15 protein-coding genes and 1 pseudogene are annotated in these 18592 nt (G+C 74.0%); 5 read left to right on the top strand and 11 right to left on the bottom strand.

Annotation, left to right across the window (positions count from 1 at the left end):
- The 3 genes and pseudogenes from E1281_RS09300 to E1281_RS09290 all read left to right on the top strand — a co-directional run.
- A pseudogene (locus tag E1281_RS09300) lies at window positions 1-286 on the top strand (exopolyphosphatase); the annotation flags it as partial.
- 56 nt (window positions 287-342) lie between these two features.
- Window positions 343-1875 (top strand): carboxyl transferase domain-containing protein, encoded by a 1533-nt coding sequence (locus E1281_RS09295; protein ID WP_243716737.1) that lies wholly within the window; start codon window positions 343-345, stop codon window positions 1873-1875.
- Window positions 1876-1880: 5 nt separating this feature from the next.
- Window positions 1881-3842 carry a biotin carboxylase N-terminal domain-containing protein gene (locus tag E1281_RS09290; RefSeq protein WP_131876863.1) on the top strand — a complete coding sequence of 654 codons (1962 nt, stop codon included), beginning with the start codon at window positions 1881-1883 and terminating at the stop codon, window positions 3840-3842.
- Between the two features lie 11 nt (window positions 3843-3853).
- Here E1281_RS09290 and E1281_RS09285 read toward each other — a convergent pair whose 3' ends face one another.
- The 6 genes from E1281_RS09285 to E1281_RS09260 all read right to left on the bottom strand — a co-directional run bounded on the left by E1281_RS09285 (window position 3854) and on the right by E1281_RS09260 (window position 10740).
- On the bottom strand, window positions 3854-4423 hold the full coding sequence (locus tag E1281_RS09285) for an AAA family ATPase (RefSeq protein WP_131876862.1): 570 nt from the start codon (window positions 4421-4423) through the stop codon (window positions 3854-3856).
- Entirely contained in the window at window positions 4420-5478 is a 1059-nt protein-coding gene (locus E1281_RS09280; protein ID WP_131876861.1) for an enolase C-terminal domain-like protein, read from the bottom strand. Before E1281_RS09280 ends, E1281_RS09285 begins: the two co-directional genes overlap by 4 nt.
- A 75-nt stretch (window positions 5479-5553) precedes the next feature.
- Window positions 5554-6015: a hypothetical protein gene (locus E1281_RS09275; protein WP_131876860.1), complete on the bottom strand. Its 462-nt coding sequence runs from the start codon at window positions 6013-6015 to the stop codon at window positions 5554-5556.
- 40 nt (window positions 6016-6055) lie between these two features.
- Window positions 6056-7585, bottom strand: a complete 1530-nt coding sequence (locus E1281_RS09270) for an LCP family protein (protein WP_131876859.1) — start codon at window positions 7583-7585, stop codon at window positions 6056-6058.
- A 98-nt stretch (window positions 7586-7683) separates the two neighbouring features.
- Window positions 7684-9165 (bottom strand): LCP family protein, encoded by a 1482-nt coding sequence (locus tag E1281_RS09265; RefSeq protein WP_131876858.1) that lies wholly within the window; start codon window positions 9163-9165, stop codon window positions 7684-7686.
- A 138-nt stretch (window positions 9166-9303) separates the two neighbouring features.
- Window positions 9304-10740, bottom strand: a complete 1437-nt coding sequence (locus tag E1281_RS09260; protein WP_131876857.1) for a GuaB1 family IMP dehydrogenase-related protein — start codon at window positions 10738-10740, stop codon at window positions 9304-9306.
- A 635-nt stretch (window positions 10741-11375) separates the two neighbouring features.
- On the opposite strand from E1281_RS09260, the gene E1281_RS09255 reads away from it, so the two are divergent.
- Window positions 11376-12290, top strand: coding sequence for an AsnC family transcriptional regulator (locus tag E1281_RS09255; RefSeq protein ID WP_131876856.1), 915 nt, complete (start codon window positions 11376-11378; stop codon window positions 12288-12290).
- Window positions 12291-12359: 69 nt separating this feature from the next.
- Here E1281_RS09255 and E1281_RS09250 read toward each other — a convergent pair whose 3' ends face one another.
- The 3 genes from E1281_RS09250 to E1281_RS09240 all read right to left on the bottom strand — a co-directional run bounded on the left by E1281_RS09250 (window position 12360) and on the right by E1281_RS09240 (window position 16025).
- A complete protein-coding gene (locus E1281_RS09250; RefSeq protein ID WP_131876855.1) occupies window positions 12360-13232 on the bottom strand; it encodes a LysR family transcriptional regulator in 873 nt (290 codons plus the stop codon).
- Window positions 13233-13326: 94 nt separating this feature from the next.
- Window positions 13327-14904, bottom strand: a complete 1578-nt coding sequence (locus E1281_RS09245; protein ID WP_131876854.1) for an MFS transporter — start codon at window positions 14902-14904, stop codon at window positions 13327-13329.
- An 86-nt stretch (window positions 14905-14990) separates the two neighbouring features.
- Complete coding sequence (locus tag E1281_RS09240) at window positions 14991-16025, bottom strand: GDP-mannose 4,6-dehydratase (protein ID WP_131876869.1); 1035 nt, start codon at window positions 16023-16025, stop codon at window positions 14991-14993.
- Between the two features lie 179 nt (window positions 16026-16204).
- On the opposite strand from E1281_RS09240, the gene folP reads away from it, so the two are divergent.
- Window positions 16205-17053, top strand: a complete 849-nt coding sequence (gene folP, locus E1281_RS09235; RefSeq protein ID WP_131876853.1) for a dihydropteroate synthase — start codon at window positions 16205-16207, stop codon at window positions 17051-17053.
- 19 nt (window positions 17054-17072) lie between these two features.
- Here folP and E1281_RS09230 read toward each other — a convergent pair whose 3' ends face one another.
- Both E1281_RS09230 and E1281_RS09225 read right to left on the bottom strand, forming a co-directional pair.
- Window positions 17073-17663: a CGNR zinc finger domain-containing protein gene (locus E1281_RS09230; RefSeq protein WP_131876852.1), complete on the bottom strand. Its 591-nt coding sequence runs from the start codon at window positions 17661-17663 to the stop codon at window positions 17073-17075.
- A 217-nt stretch (window positions 17664-17880) separates the two neighbouring features.
- Entirely contained in the window at window positions 17881-18453 is a 573-nt protein-coding gene (locus E1281_RS09225; RefSeq protein WP_131876851.1) for a hypothetical protein, read from the bottom strand.
- Window positions 18454-18592 lie beyond the last annotated feature (139 nt).

Genomic DNA, 18592 nt, shown 5'->3' with positions numbered 1-18592 from the left:
GGACAAGGGCGGGGACGCCAACATCGGGGTGTGGGCGCGGACGGACGCGCAGTGGCGCTGGCTGGAGCCGTTCCTCACCGTCGAGCGGTTGCGCGGACTGCTGCCCGAGACCCGAGACCACGCCGTCCGCCGCCATGTGCTGCCCAACCTCCGCGCGGTCAACTTCGTCGTCGAGGGGCTCCTGCAGGAGGGCGTATCGGCCTCGACCCGGTTCGACCCGCAGGGCAAGGCCCTCGGCGAGTGGCTGAGGTCGCGCCACGTCGACATCTTGGAGGCACTGCTGTGACGCTCAAGAGCACGCTCGACCCGCGCGGCCCGGAGTACCGGGAGCGGCGCGCCGCCATGCTGGACAAGCTCGCCGCTTTGGAGGCCGAGCACGCCAAGGCCCTCGCCGGCGGCGGGGACAAGTACGTCGCGCGGCACCGCGGGCGCGGCAAGATGCTCGCGCGGGAACGCGTCGAGATGCTGCTCGACCCCGACTCGCCGTTCCTGGAGCTGAGCCCGCTCGCCGCCTGGGGCAGCGACTTCCCGGTCGGGGCGAGCGTCGTCACCGGGATCGGCGTCGTCGAGGGCGTCGAATGCCTCATCGTGGCGAACGACCCGACGGTCCGGGGCGGGTCCAGCAACCCGTGGTCGGTGAAGAAGAGCTTCCGGGCGACCGACATCGCGCTGGAGAACCGGCTGCCGGTCATCAACCTGGTCGAGTCGGGCGGCGCCGACCTGCCGACGCAGAAGGAGATCTTCATCCCGGGCGGGCGGATGTTCCGCGACCTGACCCGGCTGTCGGCGGCGGGGATCCCGACGATCGCGCTCGTGTTCGGCAACTCGACGGCGGGCGGCGCGTACATCCCGGGCATGTGCGACTACGTCGTCATGGTCAAGGAGCGCGCGAAGGTCTTCCTCGGCGGGCCGCCGCTGGTGAAGATGGCCACGGGGGAGGAGGCGGACGACGAGGAGCTCGGCGGCGCGGAGATGCACGCGCGGACCTCGGGCCTCGCCGACCACATGGCCGTGGACGAGGCGGACGCGCTGCGCCTCGGCCGCCAGATCGTCGGGAACCTCAACCACCGCAGGCTCGGCCCCGAACCCGGGCCGGTGGAGGAGCCGCTGTACGACGCCGAGGAGCTCGCCGGAATCGTCCCGGAGGACCTGAAGGTCCCGTTCGACCCGCGCGAGGTCATCGCCCGGATCGCGGACGGCTCCCGCTTCGAGGAGTTCAAGCCGCTGTACGGCACGAGCCTGGTCACGGGCTGGACGCGCGTCCACGGCTACCCGATCGGGGTCCTCGCCAACGCGCAGGGCGTCCTGTTCGGCGAGGAGTCGCAGAAGGCGGCGCAGTTCATCCAGCTCGCCAACCAGAGCGACACCCCGCTGCTGTTCCTCCACAACACCACCGGCTACATGGTCGGCAAGGACTACGAGCAGGCCGGGATCATCAAGCACGGGGCCCTGATGATCAACGCGGTGGCCAACAGCCGCGTCCCGCACCTGACGATCGTGATGGGCGCCTCGTACGGCGCGGGCAACTACGGCATGTGCGGCCGCGCGTACGACCCCCGGTTCCTGTTCACATGGCCGAGCGCGAAGTCGGCGGTGATGGGGCCGCAGCAGCTCGCCGGCGTCCTGTCCATCGTGGCGCGGCAGGCGGCGGAGGCGCGCGGCCAGGCCTACGACGAGGAGCAGGACCGCGCCATGCGGGAGATGGTCGAGGGCCAGATCGAGGCGGAGTCGCTGCCGTTCTTCCTGTCGGGACGGCTCTACGACGACGGCGTGATCGATCCCCGCGACACCCGCACCGTCCTCGGCCTGTGCCTGTCCGTCGTCCACAACGCGCCCGTGCGCGGAGCCGATGGCTTCGGCGTCTTCCGGATGTGAGCCTGATGATCGAAAGAGTGCTGGTCGCCAACCGGGGCGAGATCGCCCGCCGCGTCCTGCGGGCCTGCCGGGACCTCGGCATCGGGACGGTCGCCGTCCACTCCGACCCGGACGCGGACTCGCCGCACGTCCGGGAGGCGGACGTGGCGGGGCGGCTGCCCGGGGCGTCCCCGGCGGAGACGTACCTGTCGGCGGAGCGTCTCCTCGCCGTGGCGGAGAGCGCGGGGGCGGACGCCGTCCACCCGGGGTACGGGTTCCTGTCGGAGAACGCGGACTTCGCGCGGGCCGTGATCGACGCGGGCCTGACCTGGATCGGCCCGCCGCCGGCGGCGATCGCCGCGATGGGCTCCAAGATCGAGGCCAAGAAGCTGATGGCCGCCGCGGACGTGCCGGTGCTGCCCGAACTGGACCCCGCGCAGGTCACTGCCGCGGACTTCCCGCTGCTGGTGAAGGCGTCCGCGGGCGGCGGCGGGCGCGGCATGCGGATCGTCAGGACGCCGGACGGGCTGCCGGACGCCGTCGCGGCCGCTCGCCGCGAGGCCGAGTCGGCGTTCGGCGACCCGACCGTGTTCTGCGAGCCGCTGCTGGAGGGCGCCCGCCACATCGAGGTGCAGATCGTCGCGGACGCGCACGGCGGGGTCTGGGCGCTGGGCGAGCGCGAATGCTCGATCCAGCGCCGCCACCAGAAGATCGTCGAGGAGGCGCCGTCTCCGGCGGTGGGGCCCGCGCTGCGCGCCGAACTGTGCGAGGCGGCGTCGAGCGCGGCACGGGCCATCGGCTACACGGGAGCGGGCACGGTCGAGTTCATGCTCGCCCGCGATGGGCGTTTCCACTTCCTGGAGGTGAACACCCGCCTCCAGGTCGAGCATCCGGTCACCGAATGCGTGTACGGGGTCGACCTCGTCCGGCTGCAGATCGAGGTCGCCGAAGGGGCGCGGCTCCCGGACGCGGTGCCGGAGCCGCGCGGCCACGCCATCGAGGTCCGCCTCTACGCCGAAGAGCCCGCGCATGACTGGCGCCCCGGCAGCGGGCCGCTGCACACCTTCGAGGTGCCGGACGTCGACGCCGAGTTCGCCGTCCCCGCGTCCCATGGGCTGCGGCTCGACAGCGGTGTGGAGAGCGGCGGGGAGATCGGCGTCCACTACGACGCGATGCTCGCCAAGGTGATCGCGTGGGCGCCGGGCCGCCGCGCCGCGGCCCGCCGGCTCGCGGCCGGGCTGCGCGGCGCCCGCGTCCACGGCCCCGCCACCAACCGCGACCTGCTCGTCCGCGTCCTGGAGGAGCCCGGTTTCCTGGACGGCGACACCGACACCGGGTACCTGGACCGGGTCGGCCTCGACGTCCTCGCCGCGCCGCTGGCGGGCGAGAAGGCGGTCCGGGTGTCCGCGCTCGCCGCCGCGCTGGCCGGGTCCGCGGCGGACCGGGCCGCCGCGCCGGTGCTCGGGGGGCTCCCGTCCGGATGGCGCAACCTCCGGTCGCAGCCCCAGCGGCGGACGTTCGAGGGTCCGTCCGGTCCGGTCACCGTCGACTACTACCTGCACAGGGACGGGCTGGTGTCCGAGCTGTGCCCCGGCACCTCGCTCGTCGCCCTCACGGCGGAACGGGTCGTCCTGGACCACGAGGGCCTGCGCGAGTCGTTCACGGTGACGACGGCCGGCGACTCGGTGTACGTCGACTCCCGCCTCGGCCCGGTGACGTTCCGGGCCGTTCCGCGATTCGCCGACCCGAGCGGCCAGATCGCCCCCGGCTCCCTTCTCGCCCCCATGCCCGGGACCGTCCTGCGCGTCGAGACCGAGATGGGCGCCGACGTCACCGAGGGCCGGACGCTCGTCGTCCTGGAGGCGATGAAGATGGAGCACCGCATCGCCGCACCCGCCTCCGGGACGGTCGCGGAACTGAACGTCTCAGCGGGCCAGCAGGTCGAGTCGGGCGCCGTCCTCGCCGTCATCGAGGCGCCCTCGGGCTGAGAACCCGGGACCTACCGACCGGCCAGCGCGTCGAGCTGAGCCTCCAGCGGGACGGGCGCCGTCAGGCGGTTGTCCACGGCCGCGTGGGGGACCGGCGGCGGCTGCTGCGGGCGCATCCGCGCGGTGAAGGCGTCGAAGGCGGCCAGCTTGCCGGTGTCGCGGGGCGAGCCGCGCTCCTCGAGCCGGTGGCGGAGCGTCGCGGCGTCCGTGCGGATCCAGACGAGACGCACGGGCGGGCCGCCCAGCGAACGGGTCCACTCCTCCCAGCGCACCGGGTTCCGGATGTGGCCGGTGAACGGGCCGCTGAGCAGCACCGGGCAGCCGCGGGCGCGGATCTCCCGGGCCGTCGCGGTCATCCCCGCGTACTCGTGCGGCTTGACGTGCCGGTCGTACCAGGGGCCCTCGCGCTCGCCCGGGTCGCGCTCGGACGCCGCGAGGACCGCCTCGACGAACGGCCCGTACATCGTGTCCTTGTCCAGCAGGGCGGGGACGGGGCGCAGCCGCGCGAGCAGCAGGTCCGCCACGGTGGACTTGCCGGAGCCCGGCGGGCCGGCGACGACCCAGGCCGGGGTGGGGGTCATGCCGACAGCCTCAGGCGGCGGGTCGCCATCCGCTCGATGCGCGCCTCGTCGATCTCGTGGCCGAGGCCCGGCTGGGTGAGGGGGACGCCGACGACCCCGCCGGACGAGCGGACCGGCGGCGAGACGAACACCGGGCCGCCCGCCGGGTCGGACACGCCGCTCGGCAGCGTGCAGCCCGGCAGGGACGCCAGCGCGACCGCGGCCGCCTGGCCGATGCCGAACGCGCCGCAGCCGCTGCACCACACGTCCCACCCGGCCGCGTACGCCAGGTCGTGGGCGCTGCGCGCGGCGGTCAGCCCGCCGAGCCGGTCCAGCCGCAGGTGCAGGGCGCGGCCCGCCTCCAGCGTCAGGGCCGCGTCGAGGGTCTCCAGGTCGCCGACGGCGGGGGCGACGGCGGTGCCGACGCGGAGCTGGAACCGGGCGTGCGCGGCGAGGTCGCCCGCGGCGAACGGGCGCTCGATCGCCGCGAGGCCGTAGGCGTCCAGCGCCTCCAGGGCCGCCATGTGCCCGGACGACTCGGTGTAGGAGTGGCCGGCGTCGGCGACGAGCGCCAGCGCCGGGTACGCCTGCCTGATCGCGCGGACCGGCTCGATGTCCCAGCCGGGGCGCACGTCGAGGGTGACGCGGGTGTGGCCCGCTCCAACGGCCTTGTTGACGCGGGTCGTGACCGCGTCCAGGGCCGGCTCCGGCGTGATCCGCGAACCGGTCACGATGGACGTGCGGGTGCCGCCGAGCGCGTGCGCGAGCGGCAGGCCCTGGGTCCGGCACCACAGGTCCCAGCAGGCGGTGTCGATCGCGGCGGCCGCCTCCCTGGCCCCGAGGTCGGCGGCCGCGGACACGTCTTCGGGGCGGTCCCACTCCAGCCCGACGAGCGCGGGCCCCATGCGCTCCTCGATGTCGGCCCAGCCCGGACCGGGATCGCCGGATCCGTCCGGGACGGCCATCTCGCCCCACCCCACCGCGTCGCCGCCGGTGAGGCGGACCAGGATGCTCTCCGGCCGCCGCCCGCGCGGCATCGCGACGCGGAAGGCGTCGCAGTCATGGATCCGTGGCACCCGCACCGCCCTTCGAATGAATGCTCTCCCTCAATGATCCCCCCTCCGCGCACCTGGGCGGACACGCCGCGCGGGTCAGGGCGGGCCGGACGTTCCCGCACGGAGCCGGCGCAGGGCCGGGCGCAGGGGCCGCCGCTCGTACCCGCCGTCCGCGAGTCCGGCGAGCCGCTCGAACGGGTTGTAGGACGCCCAGTCGCCGCACAGAAGCATCGACGCGCCCGCGCACACCCCGTAGAGCGGGATCATGAGGATCCCGAGGCACCAGGCGTACTGCGTGGCGTGCCGTGCCTCGTGGCGCAGCAGGCGTGACCCGTCCGTCAGGCCGGATTCGTCGCCGCGCACGAGGATGACGTTCCCGACCGTGAACGCCGGGGCGACCGGGAACGGCGGGCGGTACCCCGCGGCGACCAGCAGGCCGTCCGGGGCCCGGCGCACGCCGCGGGGGCGGCGGGTGGCGGCCGCGGCCAGCAGCAGGCCGAGGCCCGTCGACAGGTTGACCGCGTTGACGACCTGCCGCAGCCGGTAAGCCCTTCTCACGCGCACCAGTGTTCCGCGCGGGCGTCCCGGCGGGGAGGGGTCACGGGCAGTTCGCTTCCAGGGAGACCGGCTCGCTCGGGGGTTCGGACGGCTTCGCGCCGCCGTTCGGCGAGTCTCCCGTCCCGGGCGCGGGCGTGCTCGCGGACGCGCTGGGCGACGAGCCGGGGGACGAGCCGGGCGACGAGCTGGGCGACGAGCCGGGGGTGCCGCTCGGCTCGCTGCTCACCTGGCGGGGGTCGCTGTTGATCGCCTCGGACGTCAGCTTGCGGATGAGGTCGAAGTCGGGGTTGCCGGTGTAGACCAGCGGCGGCACGAACTGCAGGCTGTTGATCTTCGCGCCGCTCTTGACCCTGTCCGAGAGCTTCATCAGCGCGGGCAGCAGCTCCTGCGGGATGTCGGTCGACAGCGTCCGCTTGGCGGCGGTGGCCAGCTTGTCGAAGCTGGTCAGCACGGTCCTGGGATCGGCCTGCTCGGCGATCGCGGCCATCAGGCACTTCTGCCGGCCCATCCGCACGTAGTCGCTGCTGTTGGTGCGGGACCGGCCGTACCAGAGCGCCTCCTTGCCGGTCAGCGTCCGGTTGCCGGGTTCGAGCACGGCGCCCTCGAGCCCGTAGGGGATGGGCTGCTCGATGTTGACCTGGACACCGCCCATGGCGTCGATGAGGTCGGCGAAGCCGAACATGTCGACCAGGATGTAGTAGTCGACCTGAATGCCGAGGATGCCGGCGATGGTGGCCTTGAGCAGCTCGGGGCCGCGCTCGTCCGGGGGGACCCCCGGCACCAGGTCGGGGTGGTCCTCCGCGTACTGGTACACCTCGTTCAGCAGGCCCGGCGTCTGCGGGCCGTCGCCGGTGAAGCCGTAGGGGAAGCGGTTGCGGGCCGGGCCGGGCGGCAGCTGGAAGCTCTCCAGGTTGCGGGGCAGGCTCAGCAGCACCGTGTCGCCGGTCTCGGTGTCGACGCTGGCCACCGTCATGCTGTCGGTGCGGACGCCGGAGCGGTCCTCGGCGGCGTCGCCGCCGAGCAGCAGGATGTTGACGCGGTCCCGCCCGTCGAACGGGTCGTCGGCGTCGACCTTCGTGCCGCTCCCGCCGCCGCTGCGGAAGATGCTGGTCAGCGCGTCCCGGTAGACGTAGGTGCCGTGCGCCGACCAGGCGATCGGCACCGCCACGGCGAAGCACATCAGGGCGACGGCCGCGGTGCCGAGGGTGTGGCCGACGGCCGACAGCCGGATGGGGCGCAGCACCTGGTAGGAGCGGATCACGATGAAGACCCACACCACGCCGAACGCCAGCAGCGCGACCGAGAGCCGCTCCAGGACGTCGGGCTGGACGGCCAGGTGCAGGAGGTCGGAGCGGTAGACGGTGGCGGTGACCGCCACGGCGGCGGCGAGCGAGACCCACAGGGCGAGCAGCAGTCCCCCGGCCCGCCGGCGGCCGGCGACGATGTGGGCGATCCCCCAGACCAGGGCCGACGCGAGCGTCAGCGCCAGCGCACGGGGGAGGCCCCCGGCGCCGCCGGGGGAGCGATCTCCGTCCCCTTCCCGGGCGCGCCGACTCGCCGATCGACCCATATACGCTCCGATTCCCACCCTCGGTGAAATAAGCCTGGCTCACCCTATGGACGCGCGGGACCGGACAAAAGTTGCGTGGGAGCCGAGCACGTGTGACCTCAGGCACAGCTGTGACTCAGGATATGCAATGGGGCCGTCCCGCGGGAGGCCGACCCCGATTCGCGGACCGCCCGCGCCGCCATCCGCCTGATCCCGGGGTAGTCGGGGCGCCGGGTCGAGATGACGGGCGGGACGAACTGCAGGCTCGTGATCTCGGCGTTCCTCACCCTGGCCGCCAGGTCGACCAGCGGCGGCAGCAGCCGCCGCGGGAGGTCGGTGCTGACCGAGTCCTTGAAGACCCGGGTGAGCCGCTGGAAGCCGCGCAGCACCGTCATCGGACCCGCCTGGCGCGCCAGCGCCCACAGCAGGCACTTCTGCCGGCCCATCCGCGCGTAGTCGCTGCTGCCCGTCCGCGACCGCCCGAACCACAGCGCCTCCCGGCCTCCGAGCGTGCGGCAGCCGGGCTCGATCGTGCCGGCCTTCACCTGCCGCTCGGGGACCGGGACGGCGTCGTCCACGCAGACCCGGACACCGCCGACCGCGTCCACGATCTGCCGGAAACTGCGCATGTCGACCATCGCGTAGTAGGGGACCGGGCGGCCGAGGATGTGCCCGACGGTCCGCTTCAGCAGTTCGGCGCCGGGATCGCGGACGTCCCCGCCGCCCGCGAGCACGCCGGGGCGCCGCGTGCCCTCCATGTAGACGGCGTTCAGCAGCCCCGCCTTCGGGTAGGGGACCCGCTCGGCGCCCGACCACACCGGGACGCGCTGGAGATTGCGCGGCAGGCTGAGCAGGACCGTGTCGCCGGTCGCGGTGTCGATGCTGGCCACCGTCATGCTGTCGGTGCGGATTCCCGGCCGGCCCTCGTCGGCGTCGCCGCCGATGAGCAGGACGTCGAGCCGCGGGATGCGCGCCCACGGGTCGCCGCCCCGCGCCGGTCCGGGCGTGCCGGCGGCGGAACCGGCGCCGCGCCGGTCGGAGAACACGCTGGTGACGAGATCGCGCTGGAGATGCCCGAAGTGGGCGACGGTCAAGGGCGGGACGACGGCCAGCAGGCACAGGACCGAGACCGTGGTGCCCCCGGCGAGCCGCCACAGCGGCGGCAGCCCGGCCGGCACCAGCACGGCGTAGGAGTGGACGATCAGCGCCGCCCACAGGGCGGCGAGGACCGCCGAGGCGGCGGTGAGGGCCAGCAGCCAGCCCGGCCGCACCGTCAGCTCCAGGAACAGCGAACGGCCGTGGCCCGCGGCGATCGCGGCGGCGGTCAGCAGCACCGCCTGCGCGCCGAGGAGCGCCGCGCCGAGCCGGACGCGTCCGGCCCGCAGGTGCGCGACACCGGGCAGCGCGGGGGAGGCCGCCGCGATCAGCAGCGCCTCCGCCAGCCGCCGAGGCGACGCCTCACGCCGCCCGCGCCCGTGCCGTTCGTCCCCTTTGTCAGGCCCGGCCCGGTCTCCGGCCTCCGGCCGCGTGCCATCGGCCCCCGGCCGCGCGTCGTCCGGCAGCAGACGCGTCCCATCGCCGATCGGCCCGCCGTCGACCATGCTGCGCCCCCTTCGGGGACGCGAGCCCCCGTGCACGTCCCTGGTTCAAGAGCGTGCAGGTCAGCGGCCTGATCTCGGCGTGATGGCGGCGGCGTGTCGCGAATTGCGGGGCCGGACCGGCGGTACGGGCGCCGGGCTTCACCAACTGCTGGACAGCGGCATGCCCTCGGCATACCCGGACGAACCCTGGATGCCGACGGTCGCCCGCACGTGGAACTCCTCCAGCGTCCGGGCGCCCGCGTAGGTGCACGAGCTGCGCAGCCCGGCGACGATCGAATCGATCAAATCCTCGACGCCGGGGCGCCGCGGGTCCAGGAACATCCGGGACGTGGAGATGCCCTCCTCGAACAGCGCCTTGCGGGCCCGGTCGAACGGGGAGTCGTCGGCGGTGCGCAGCCGCACGGCCCGTGCGGACGCCATTCCGAAGCTCTCCTTGTAGAGCCGCCCGTCGGCGGCCCGCTGCAGGTCGCCGGGCGACTCGTAGGTGCCGGCGAACCACGAGCCGACCATCACGTTCGCGGCGCCCGCCGCCAGGGCCAGGGCCACGTCGCGGGGATGCCGGACGCCCCCGTCGGCCCACACGTGCCGGCCGAGGCGCCGTGCCTCGGCCGCGCACTCCAGGACGGCGGAGAACTGCGGGCGGCCGACCCCGGTCATCATCCGGGTCGTGCACATCGCGCCGGGGCCCACCCCGACCTTGACGATGTCGGCGCCCGCCTCGATCAGGTCGCGGGTGCCCTCGGCCGTCACCACGTTGCCGGCCGCGACCGGGACCCCGGGGTCCAGCGCCCGGACGGCCTCCAGCGCGCTGATCATCTTGTCCTGGTGGCCGTGCGCGGTGTCGACGACGAGCAGGTCGGCGCCCGCCTCCAGCAGCGCCTCGGCCTTGCCCGCGACGTCGCCGTTCACGCCGACCGCCGCGGCGATGCGCAGCCGCCCGGCGGCGTCCACGGCCGGGTCGTAGAGCGTGGCGCGCAGCGCGCCGGTGCGGGTCAGGATGCCCGCGAGCCGCCCCTCGGCGTCGACGACGGGGGCGAGGCGGTGGCCGCGCTCGTGCAGCCGCTCGAACGCCTCGCGCGGGTCCACGCCGGCCGGCAGCGTGACCAGGTCGCGGGACATGATGTCGCGCAGCTGCGCGAAGCGGTCGACGCCCTGGCAGTCGGCCTCGGTGACGACGCCGACCGGCCGGTCGTCCTCGACCACGATCACCGCGCCGTGCGCGCGCTTCGGCAGCAGCGCGAGCGCGTCCCCGGCCGTGCCGGACGGGGACAGCCGGATCGGGGTGTCCACGACCAGGTCGCGTCCCTTGACCCAGCCGATGACCTCGGCGACCACGTCGCCGGGGATGTCCTGCGGCAGCACCGCGATGCCGCCGCGGCGCGCGACGGTCTCGGCCATCCGGCGCCCCGAGACGGCGGTCATGTTGGCCACGACGAGCGGTACGGTCGTCCCGCTGCCGTCCGAGGCCGACAGGTCGACGTCGAGGCGGGACCCGACCGAGGAGCGGCGCGGGACCATGAAGACGTCGTTGTAGGTGAGGTCGTGAGCGGAACGCTCACCGTTCAGCAGGTGCACGGCTGTACTACACACCAATCACGGATCCGGGCGGCTCGGCCACCGTACATTGTGCGCCATACCCTGCGATGCTCCGCCCAAGCCGTCCCGGCCTGCCAGGCGTGATCGAAGTGAAATGCGATGGCGTGGTGGAAAACGGTGCAACGTGGGGGTTGGCTCTCTGTAAAGTTACCTCTTGACGTAACTGCGCCCCGGATGCACTTTTCTTACATGTGCCTCACGCGGACGGCGGGACCCGCCGTAGGGGCGTGACAGCAGAACACCGGGAGAAGCGCATGCAGGTCACGCACTTGGGCCCGGTCAGCCGCGCTCGCCCGCGCCGCGGGCCGCCCCGGCCGGGCGGCGATGCCCGCCGTGCCCGCCGTTGTGATCGTTGCCACCCCGCGCGCCCGCCGCCCGGCGGCCCTCTGCCGGCGCGGCGCCGGGACGCGCGGCGTGAGCCCGGAGCATTGCGCTCTCACGAGGGTTCGCCCGGCGTTGGAAACGGCGCTCGGCGGACCCCGGTACAGACGCATCGACGGCGGCCGGGCAGGGCGAACACGAGCAAGATCAATATTTGACGTCATACCGTCCTGAAATGGAATGATCTTGCAACTGCTGGCAAAAGGATTCATTGGATATCGAGGAGGACAGCCGTGCTGGATGCGGTCGACGCCGTGCTCGTCCGCGAGCTCCAGCGGGATGGCAGGGCGACGTTCCAGGCGCTCGCCGACCGTGTCGGGCTTTCCCGCACGGCGGTGCGGGCACGGGTGCAGCACCTTCTCGAAACCCGGGTCGTCCGCGTCGTCGGGATCGTGCACGCCGCCGTCGTCGGCGCGGAGGCGATCGGGCACGTCTCGGTCACCGTGGACGGCTCGGCCAGGAAGGTGGCGACGGCCATCGCCGAGCGCCCGGCCGTCAGCTTCACCGCGCTGACCGCCGGCCCGCACGACCTGGTCGCGCAGGTGCGCACCCGCGACGACGCCGCGCTCGCGGCCGAGGCGGACCACATCAGGTCCGTCCCCGGCGTGCGCGGGGCCGAGGTGTTCCGGTCGGTGGCCACCGTGCGCGACACGCACGCGGTGGTGCGCGAGCTCGGCGAGGTCAGCCTCGACGGCATCGACTGGCGGCTCCTGCACGAGCTGCAGCAGGACGGCCGCGCCCCCTACACCCGGCTCGCGCACATCATCGGCCTGTCGCAGGCCGCCACGCGGGCCCGGGTGGTCAGGCTCATGCGGTCGGGCGTCATCCAGGTCACCGGCCTGGCCGACCCGCTGGCCCTCGGCGCCGCCGAGCTCGGCGGTTTCGGGCTGGTGGTGACCGGCGGGCTGCGGAAGGTGGCCGAGGCGGTCGCCGTCCAGGACGGCGTCCGCTACCTGGCGACGGGCTTCGGCCGCTACGACATCGTCGGGCAGGCCGAGGCGACCTCCCGCAGCGGGCTGGTCGCGGTGCTGGACGCCGTCCGGTCCGTGCCCGGGGTGACGGTCCGGGAGTCCTGGCACCACCTGGACGTGGTCAAGGAGTCCTACGCCGTCGAGCTCCCCGAGTACCCCCTCAACGGGTCGTCCTGACCGGATTCCGCCCCGGTCACGGCCGACCCGCGGCCGGGGCGCCGCCCGCGGCCCGTCCGGCCCCGCCCGTCAGTGGTCGTCGCGGGCCTTCTCCTTGGCGAACGCCAGGAAGTCGCGGGCGGCGGGCGGGAGCCTGCGGTGCGCGTGGACGAGCCCGATCATGCGGGTGATCGACGGCATGAACGACCGGACGGTCACGCCCTCGGTGTCGTCGATCTGGTTGCGGTACCAGAGCAGGGAGCCCACCCCGGCGCGGACCATGCCGAGCCAGGCGCCGCGCTCGTCGGACTCGACGGCGGCGACCGGGGTGGCGCCGATCCGCCGCAGCAGCACGTCGATCTCGGCGCGCCGGGCGGTGCCGCGGGCGGGCAGCACCAGCCGCATGCCGTCCAGCGCGGACGGCGGCACCGGTTCGCGGATCTGCAGCGCGGGCGGCGAGATCAGCACGACCTCCCGCTGCTCGAACGGGTGCGCGGACATGTCGCCCGGGACGGGCAGGTCGGTGAGCGCGAGGTCGGCGCGGCCCGCGCGCAGCGCAGCCGCGACCTGGTCGCGGTCCTCGCAGCGGACCACCCGGACCCGCACGGCGGGCTGGTCGCGGGCGAAGCGGGGGATGAGACGGCCGGTCAGCTCCGGTTCCAGGGACGCGGTGACGGCGATGCGCAGCTCCGCGCCGCGCCCGTCGGCCCGGGTGACCGAGAGGGCCTCGATGGCCTCGACGGCGTCGAGCGCGGCGCGGGCCTCCCGGACCACCTGCTCGCCGACGGGCGTGAGGACGACCCCCCGGCCGGAACGGGCGAACAGCTCGACGCCCAGCTCGCGCTCCAGCTCGCGGACGGCCCGCGAGAGCGCGGGCTGGGCCACGTAGAGAGCCTGGGCCGCCGACGTCATCGTGCCGTGGTCGGCGGTCGCCACGACGTAGCGCAGCTGCCGCAGATTCATGCCCATGACGGTATGCCAACGAACCGATCCGGTCCTGGACATAGCCGGAATCGGACCGAGAATCAGCGCCGGCGGGCCGCGTCCGCCCTGGTGATCAAGGTCGCGGCCGGGGCCCGGGGCCCCCGTCCAGGCCGTCGGCGCCGGCCGCGACGTTCTCCGGCTCGGGCTGCAACTGCGGGGCGCCGACGCCGCACTGCCGCCGGCACTCCGGCACGACCTGCTCCCCGGCCGGGGTCCGCAGCGCGTCGTCGCCGACGGTCAGCACGGTCAGCACCGCCCCGGCGGCCAGCAGCGCCGCGCACGCCAGCATCGCGGACTCGAACCCGCGCGAGAAGTCGCCCGGGTTCTGGTAGGCGTCGCCGGTCAGCCCGGCCAGCGGCGGGATCGCCGCGACCGCCAGCAGCCCCGCCGCCCGCGCCACCGCGTTGTTGACGCCGCTGGCGACGCCCGCGTGCCGGACCTCCGCGGTCGCGAGGACGGTCGCGGTCAGCGGCGCGACCACCGCCGACAGGCCCAGCCCGAACACCACCACGGCGGGCAGGACGTCGCGCACGTAGGAGGCGTCCGCGCCGATCCGGGAGACCATCAGCATCCCGGCGGCCGCCACCAGCATCCCGGCCGCCATCGGCGCCCTCGGGCCGATCTTCTGCGCGAGCGCGCCCGCCCGCGCCGACAGCAGCAGCATCAGCACCGTGACCGGCAGCAGCGCCGTCCCCGCCGCGATCGGCGAGAACCCGCCGACCACCTGGAGGTTCAGGACGAACAGGAAGAACATCACGCCCATGCCGCCGTACATGATGAACGTGACGACGTTGACGGCGGAGAACTGGCGGGAGGCGAAGACGTCCAGCGGCAGCATCGGCTGCGGCGCCGTCCGCCCGGCCCGCGCGCCGGGCAGGGGCCGTCCCCGGCCGCGGGCCCGCTCCACGACCACGAACGCCGCGGCCGCCGCCAGGCCCGCGACGGCGGCGGCGCCGATGACCGCCGGGGCCGCGTCGCCGCCCGGCGCCTCGGTGAGCGCGTACGTCGTCCCCGCCAGGGCGAGCGCCGCCAGCGCGGCGCCGAGCACGTCGAAGCGCCCGCGGGCCTCCGGGTCGACGCTCTCGGGGACGTGCCGCGCCGCCACCAGCACCACCACGGCGCTGAGCGGCACGTTCAGCAGGAACACCCACCGCCAGCCCGCCGCCTCGACGAGCCAGCCGCCCGCGAACGGCCCGACCGCGCTCGCGACGCCGCCGAAGCCCGACCAGGCGCCGACCGCGCGGGGGCGGTCCTCGGCGTGGAACGACGCCTGGATGATCGCCAGCGAGCCCGGGGTGAGCAGCGCGCCGCCCACCCCCTGCAGCGCCCGCGCCAGGATCAGCATCTCGACGTTGGGGGCGAGGCCGCACAGCGCCGACGCGGCCGCGAACCACACGACGCCGGCGAGGAAGATCCTCCGCCGCCCGAACCGGTCGCCGAGCGAGCCGCCGAGCAGGATGAACCCGGCGAGCGTCAGCGTGTAGGCGTTCACCGTCCACTGCAGGCCGGCCATGTCGGCGCCGAGGTCGTCCGCCAGCGCCGGGAGCGCGACGTTCACGACCGTGGCGTCGAGCATCGCCACGCCCGATCCGAGGACCGTCGCCAGCAGGATCCAGCGCCCGGGGCCGGTGCCGAGCCGGACGTCCGGCATCAGAGGGCCGAACCGCCGGCGGGCACGCCATCATCGCGCATGCCTGTATCGTGCCACGGCACGCGCCGGCCACACCCGGCCGGCGATCACCAGTGGTCGGGGCTGAACGGCTCGTCCTCGGGCCGCGCGGACCGCGACAGCAGCCGCAGGTCCGACTCGACCATCATCGTCACCAGCTCCTCGAACGTCAGCTCGGGTTCCCAGCCGAGCTGCTCGCGGGCCTTCTTGGGGTCGGCGCACAGCAGGTCGACCTCGGCGGGCCGGGTGTAGCGGGCGTCCAGGACGACGTGGTCCTCCCAGTTCAGGCCCGCCGTGCGGAACGCGAACTCCACCAGCTCGCGCACCGACTGGGTGTGGCCCGTTCCGATGACGTAGTCCTCGGGGGCCTCCTGCGCCAGCATCATCCGCATCGCGCGGGCGTAGTCGCCCGCGTAGCCCCAGTCGCGCCGGGCGTCGAGGTTGCCGAGGCGCAGCTCCGTGGCCAGGCCCAGCTTGATGCGCGCCGCGCCGAGCGACACCTTGCGGGTCACGAACTCCGCGCCCCGCCGCGGCGACTCGTGGTTGAACAGGATGCCGCTGACCGCGAACATCCCGTAGGACTCGCGGTAGTTCTGGGTGATGTAGTGCCCGAAGCTCTTGGCCACCCCGTACGGGCTGCGCGGGTGGAACGGCGTCTTCTCGTTCTGCGGCGTCTCCCGGACCATCCCGAACATCTCCGAGGACGACGCCTGGTAGAAGCGGATCTGCTCCCGGTCCGGCGTCCGGGACGGGCTGATTCCCGACACCACGCGGATCGCCTCCAGCATCCGCTGCACGCCCACGCCGGTCACCTCGGTGGTGAGCTCGGGCTGCTGCCACGACATCGGCACATAGGAGATCGCCCCCAGGTTGTAGACCTCGTCGGGCTCCACCCGCTCCACCGCCGAGATCAGGCTGCCCTGGTCCAGCAGGTCCCCGGTGGTGATCTGTACGTCGCCGATGTGCTTGCGCAGCCGGGACACGTGGGGGTTCGCCTGTCCCCGCACCAGGCCCCAGACCTCGTATCCCAGCCCTAGCAGATGCTCGGCCAGGTACGAGCCGTCCTGTCCGGTGATGCCGGTGATGAGTGCTCGCCTGGACAGCGGATCCTCCATGGCTGAAATAGGTCCGACGCGGGCCCACCACGGGTTTCGATCCCGCAACGAGCGTGACATATGAGGTTACCGACCGCGCCGCGCCGATGACGAGGGAGGGCGCCGTTTGAACCGAATTCACTTCTGGTTGGCCCGCCGCGCCGCGGATGTGCCACGGTGAGGGCATCATGAGCACTCCGGACGTGCCGCCGCTGCGGCTGGGCGGGCGCGGCATCGGCCCGCACGCGATCATGGCCGTGGTGAACCGCACCCCCGACTCGTTCTACGACAGGGGCGCCACCTACGGCTTCGACGCGGCCCTGGACGCCGTCGGCAGGGCCGTGGCGGCCGGAGCCGACATCGTCGACATCGGCGGGGTGAAGGCGGGCCCCGGCGAGGACGTCGGCGTCGGCGAGGAGCTGCGCCGCGTCCTGGACCTCGTCGCCGCCGTCCGCGAACGCCACCCGGGCGTGGTGATCAGCGTCGACACCTGGCGCGCCGAGGTCGGCGAGGCCGTGGCGCGGGCGGGCGCCGGCCTGCTCAACGACACCTGGGGCGGGCCGGACCCGCGGCTCGCCGAGGTCGCCGCCGCGCACGGCATCGGCCTGGTCTGCTCGCACGCGGGCGCCCTGGACCCCCGCACCCGCCCGCACCGGACCGGCTACGACGACGTCGTCGCGGACGTCGTCGGGCACGTCACCGACGAGGCCGAGCGCGCCGCCGCCCTCGGGGTGCGCCGGGACGCGATCCTCATCGACCCCGCCCACGACTTCGGCAAGAACACCCGGCACTCACTGGAGATCACGAGGCGGCTCGGCGAGCTGACCGCCACCGGGTGGCCGGTCCTGGTCGCGGTGTCCAACAAGGACTTCATCGGGGAGACCCTCGGGCGCCCGGTCGACGGCCGCGGCGTCGGCACGATGGCGGTCCTGGGCGTCTCCGCCCTTCTCGGCGCCCGCGTCTTCCGCGTCCATGACGTCGCGTCCACCCGCAAAGCCCTGGACGCCGTCACCGCCGTCGTGTCTCGTCCCGCCTGAGACGGGCCGAGGCCGCCGGTCAGTGGCTGGCGGTCTCCTTTTGCGGGGACGACGGGCCGCCCGCCTCTCGCTGGCGTGCGCGGTAGGCGGCCACGTGCATGCGGTTGCCGCAGGTCCGGCTGTCGCAGTAGCGGCGGCAGCGGTTGCGCGACAGGTCGACCAGGACCCGGGCGCAGTCCGGCGCCTCGCAGGTGCGCAGCCGGTCCAGCTCGCCCGCCGCCACCACGTACGCCAGCGCCATGCCGCAGTCGGCGGCCAGGTGCTCGCCGAGCGGCGCGCCCGGCGCGAAGAAGTGCACGTGCCAGTCGTAGCCGTCGTGGTCGGTCAGGTGCGGGGTGGTGCGGACCTCCCCGACGATCTCGTTGATCCGCCCCACCGCGGACGGCACGTCGCCGGCGCGGAAGACCGCGTGGAAGCGCGTGCGCAGGTCCAGGACGCGCAGCAGGTCGCTCTCGGTGAGCCGGCCCACGTCGCTGAACGCGTTGCGCTCCACGAACGAGCGCAGTCCGGGCAGCCCGCCGAGCCGCTCGGCGCCGGACGCCGCCGCGCCCGTGTTGATCAGGTCGACGACGACGGCGAGCGCGTGCTCGGTGTCATGAGTGAAGATCACAATGACTCCAGTCTCCAGGACCGGGGCGGTCGTGTGCCCGGCAGCGCCGCCGGGGGCCGCGAGGGCGGCCCGTGGATCCCCACCATATGACGGTGGACGGGCGCGTTTGCGCGCACCCCGCCAGGACGCGCTGGCGTTCCGGCGGCCTCATCCGGCCGGAACGCTCCAAGGGGCGGCCGTGCCCGGCGCCGCGTCCCGCGGCGTGCCGCGGCGGGGGTCAGCGCTCGTAATTGGCGTCGGCCACGATCGGGTAGTAGGCGTCGGTGTGCTGGACCCGCATCGTGACGACCGAGCCCTCCAGCGTGTAGTCGGCCTTCACCTGGCGGAACATCGAGTCGCTCGCCCACGGGCTGTAGAGCCTGCCCACGGTGGCGCCGTAGCGCAGGTGGACGACGTCGTAGCCGCCGGACGGCATCGACTCCAGCGTCAGGCCGTCGGCGAGGGAGAGGTTGAGACGGAACTCCGAGGGGGCGTCGGGTCCGTGGACCACGGTCAGCAGCCGCACGCCGCCGGCCGTCGTCTGGGCGACGATGTCGGTGTCGACGTCCACGCCCACGAACACCCGCAGGCTCGGACGCAGGACCTGCGCGACGGTGTCGGCCGCCGTGACGTCGATGCCGAGGTGGATCCGCTGGCCGTCCCTGGTGGGCGCCCAGACGCCGTCACGGGCCCGCTGGCCCCAGGCGACGTCCGGGTTCTCCATCTCCTGGGGCTCGTTCTTGCCGCGCGCGACGAGGATCCTGGAGGCGGCGCTCATCGCCGCGGCAGCGCCGTCCCGTGCATGCCTCATGGCGGGCCCCCTCGCCTTCATTCATCACTCGCGTGACTTCGTGCTGATCTTGGGTTTGTCACGGGCAGGTCGGACAGGGCGCCGCATGCCCTGCCGATGGTCGGTTCGTGACGTTCGCCCCGTGCGTCGTTGGACCTTA

Origin of the sequence: Actinomadura sp. KC345 (assembly GCF_004348515.1) — a bacterium.
In the GTDB taxonomy this organism is placed as follows: domain Bacteria; phylum Actinomycetota; class Actinomycetes; order Streptosporangiales; family Streptosporangiaceae; genus Spirillospora.
This window is presented reverse-complemented; position numbering and strand designations above follow the sequence as displayed.